Here is a 2,928-nt window from a genome sequence, read left to right on the forward strand (position 1 = left end):
CGGTTTCGATCCTCGCGGAGTCGGTGAATCCACCGCCGTCACCTGTCTGGATGCCGCCGGCATGGACTCGTTCGTCTTCGACATCCCGCCCGGGCAGCGCCGCTCTGCGGAATGGGACGCGTTCGTCGTCGAGAAGCAGAAGACTTTCGCTGCCGCGTGCGAGCAGAACAGCGACGGCATCCTGCCGTTCATCACCACCGAGAACGCGGCGCAGGACATGGATCTGCTGCGCGCCGTTCTCGGCGACGAGAAGCTCAACTACCTCGGCTACTCGTACGGGACGTTCCTCGGCGCCACGTACGCGAAGCATTACCCCGATCGTGTCGGGCGTCTCGTGCTCGACGGCGCGATCGATCCCTCGCTGAGCGGGCTGGATGTGTCGACGCAACAGGCGATCGGCTTCGAGAATGCGCTCCGTGCCTACATGGCCTCGTGCGTCGGTCAGAGCGATTGCCCGTTCAGCGGTTCGGTCGATGAGGCCATGGGAGACCTCGCGATTCTGCTGGCCAGCGTCGACCGTGACCCGATCCGCAACAGCGACGGCCGGATGCTGGGTGCCGACTCGCTGGTGACTGCCATCGTCACCGCGCTGTATGCGCAAGAGAGCTGGCCGTACCTGACGCAGGCGCTCACCGACGCGCTGCAGGGCGAGGCGAGCACCGCATTCTCGCTCGCCGACCGCTACTACAACCGGCAGGACGGCCAGTATCTTGACAACTCGACCGAGGCGTTCCTCACCTACAACTGCATGGACTACCCGGCTGACGAGACGGATGCCGAGCACGCTGCGTCTCAGGCGGCCATCGCCCAGCAGGCTCCGACCATCGCCCCGTACTGGGAGAGCGTGAACCTGTGCGATGTATGGCCCTATGCGCCGACCGGTGTTCGGGAGCCGATCACGGCGGCTGGAGCCGAGCCGATCGTGGTGATCGGTACGACCGGTGACCCCGCCACACCCTACGACTGGTCGGTTGCTCTGGCCGATCAACTCGAGTCGGGCGTGCTCATCACGCGCGTGGGCGAGGGGCACACCGGGTACAACAAGGGCAATGTCTGCGTGGATGATGCCGTCGAGGCCTACTTCATCGACGGCATTGTGCCGCCCGACGGACTCGTCTGCGAGTGACGGATGCCGTGTTCGTCGCGGTCGTGGGGACACGGTAAGATCGTTGATCGTGCATCGCGCGAGCGATCACGCCACCTTAGCTCAGACGGCAGAGCGATTCACTCGTAATGAATAGGTCAAGGGTTCGATTCCCTTAGGTGGCTCTGAACGAGAAGAGACCGTCCGCAGGGCGGTCTGTTCTCGTTCATCGCCCGAGGAGCGAACCCTTGGGTGGGCCCACGCCGCCGGAGGCTCCGGGCGCCGCGTAGCGGCGGCTGGAGTGGCGGTGGGGACGATTCCCTTAGGTGGCTCTGAACGAGAAGAGGAGCCTCAGTGCCCCCCGCGCTTGCTATTGCTCTCGAGATCTACACCTGGATCGGGCTTGGCGCGGCTGTCGTGCTGGGGATCATGGCGTTGATCGCCTGGGTAGCCGATGGGTCATGGGTGCCGGTGCGTGCAGTTGTCACGGCCACGCCGGTCGGCCCGGTGGTGCGGTGGTTCGATGAGGGCGGCAGCCTGGGCGAAGCCCCGCTCCCGCTTGGCGCGACTGTGCACGACGAAGAGGTTGAGGTGTGGGCGCGCCTCGGCCGGCACGATACCGTCCGGGTCTCTCGGACGTCGCCGTTGGTGCGTTCGCTTGCTCGCCTGACCGCAGGCTTCGCGGCGCTCGCGCTCATTGGTCTTGTCGTGTCTGTCGTACTGCTGTTCCTCGAGGGCTGAACCTGCTTCAGGCAAGAGCCAGCAAGACGCCGGCGCTCAGGGCCAGGGCAAGACCCAGCCACTGCACGGCCGCGATGCGCTCGCGAAGCACGAGGGCCGCGAGCAGGATCGTCCCGGCCGGGTACAACGCGGTAAGTGCTGCCACGATCGAGAGATCCCCGAGGCGTAGGGCGGCCAGAAGCAGAACGTTCGCGATGACATCGAGCACGCCACACACGACGGCGAGTCCCCAACCTGCAGGAGCGGATCGCGTCGGGGTCATCACGTTCATGCGCGCGTGCTCGAGATCGGCGTGGCCGGTGGGTGTGGCGCCGAGCTCGGTCCCGCCCGCTCGCAGGGCGGATGCTGCGCCTTGTCCGCGCCGCACGGCCGAGATGATCATCACCGTGACGACGATCGTCGTGATGAGCGAGTTCGTCGCTCGGTTGGCGATCATCGGCACCAGACCGCTGTCGTCGCCGGCCTGATCGAGAGCGATGAGGAAAGCCCCGATAGCGAGCCCTGACCCCACGGCCATCACGAGTCCGCGCCCGGACGGCCTCACTGCTCCTTGACCGGGAATGAACCCAACGAGCACAACGGCGACCAAGGCTACGCCGAGCCCCGCGTATCCCGTGATTGTGAGGTTCTCACCTCCGATCGTGAGACCCCAGATCATCGGTGCGATAGCCCCGGTGACTGCGGTCACGGGAGAGAGGATGCTCATGGGGCCGATCGCGAGGCACGCGTAGAGCAGGACGATGGCGATCACGCCGAAGACGCCGGAGAGGGCGCCCCAGGCGGCATCCTCGATGTTCCACCTCGCCCCGAGCGCGGGTACCAGCGCGAACAGAACAACGAGCCCGCTCAGGGCGGCGGTCGCCGTCACCACGATCGAGCGCAGGCGCCTAGCCGCCAGCCCGCCGAAGAAGTCGGCGGCACCGTAAATGAACGCTCCCAGGAGCGCGACGGATGCCGATACCATCCGTCAACGATAGGGGTTGCGTCTGCACCCCATTAGCTAGATAAACTAGCGATATGGGTCCAGTGAAAGAGCGTCTGCGTCCGTCGCGGTGGTTGCGAATCGGCATCCCCGCACTTCTCGTGCTGATCTGGGTGGGCGT

General features: G+C 65.8%; 3 protein-coding genes and 1 tRNA gene. 3 read left to right on the top strand and 1 reads right to left on the bottom strand.

Going from position 1 to position 2,928, the window contains the following annotated elements; genetic code table 11:
* The 3 genes from Q1V87_RS05765 to Q1V87_RS05775 all read left to right on the top strand — a co-directional run.
* Nucleotides 1-1,126: alpha/beta hydrolase (locus Q1V87_RS05765; protein ID WP_300591234.1), on the top strand; the 1,126-nt coding region annotated here is incomplete at its 5' end.
* Between the two features lie 70 nt (nucleotides 1,127-1,196).
* Nucleotides 1,197-1,269 (top strand) — tRNA-Thr (locus tag Q1V87_RS05770).
* A gap of 169 nt (nucleotides 1,270-1,438) precedes the next feature.
* The gene (locus Q1V87_RS05775; RefSeq protein WP_300591235.1) at nucleotides 1,439-1,825 is read left to right on the top strand and encodes a hypothetical protein; all 387 of its coding nucleotides are present in this window, start codon (nucleotides 1,439-1,441) and stop codon (nucleotides 1,823-1,825) included.
* 7 nt (nucleotides 1,826-1,832) lie between these two features.
* Here Q1V87_RS05775 and Q1V87_RS05780 read toward each other — a convergent pair whose 3' ends face one another.
* Nucleotides 1,833-2,789 (bottom strand): EamA family transporter, encoded by a 957-nt coding sequence (locus Q1V87_RS05780; RefSeq protein WP_300591236.1) that lies wholly within the window; start codon nucleotides 2,787-2,789, stop codon nucleotides 1,833-1,835.
* Between the last annotated feature and the right edge of the window lie 139 nt (nucleotides 2,790-2,928).

Source organism: Microbacterium sp. (assembly GCF_030149085.1).
GTDB lineage: Bacteria > Actinomycetota > Actinomycetes > Actinomycetales > Microbacteriaceae > Microbacterium.

Coding starts and splice junctions, on each gene's coding strand:
- Q1V87_RS05780 (WP_300591236.1), bottom strand. CDS start 2,789: ATGGTATCGGCATCCGTCGCGCTCCTGGGAGCGTTCATTTACGGTGCC.